The 248-nt window shown below is 42.7% G+C and carries 1 protein-coding gene; it reads left to right on the top strand.

What is annotated here, in order from left to right:
• Positions 1-29 precede the first annotated feature (29 nt).
• Positions 30-248: MC/SLC25 family protein (locus BB427_RS03875; RefSeq protein ID WP_139119012.1), on the top strand; the 219-nt coding region annotated here is incomplete at its 3' end.

Genomic DNA, 248 nt, shown 5'->3' with positions numbered 1-248 from the left:
ATCTCTTGCGTACAGCAGAAGTAGTAACCATGTCTGGGTTTGATCCGATTTCGTTTATGAAGGATTTTATTGCCGGTGGTGTTGCGGCTGCTATTTCCAAAACTGCTGTAGCTCCCATTGAACGTGTAAAATTACTTTTACAGGTACAACATGCCTCGAAACAAATTACGGTCGACCAGCAGTATAAAGGAATGATTGACTGCTTTGTCAGAATTCCAAAGGAACAAGGATTCCTCAGCTACTGGTCG

Source organism: Pseudoalteromonas sp. BMB, assembly GCF_001709235.1.
GTDB lineage: Bacteria > Pseudomonadota > Gammaproteobacteria > Enterobacterales > Alteromonadaceae > Pseudoalteromonas > Pseudoalteromonas maricaloris.
The sequence above is the reverse complement of the archived record's forward strand: the minus strand, read 5'-3'. Positions and strand labels throughout refer to the sequence as shown.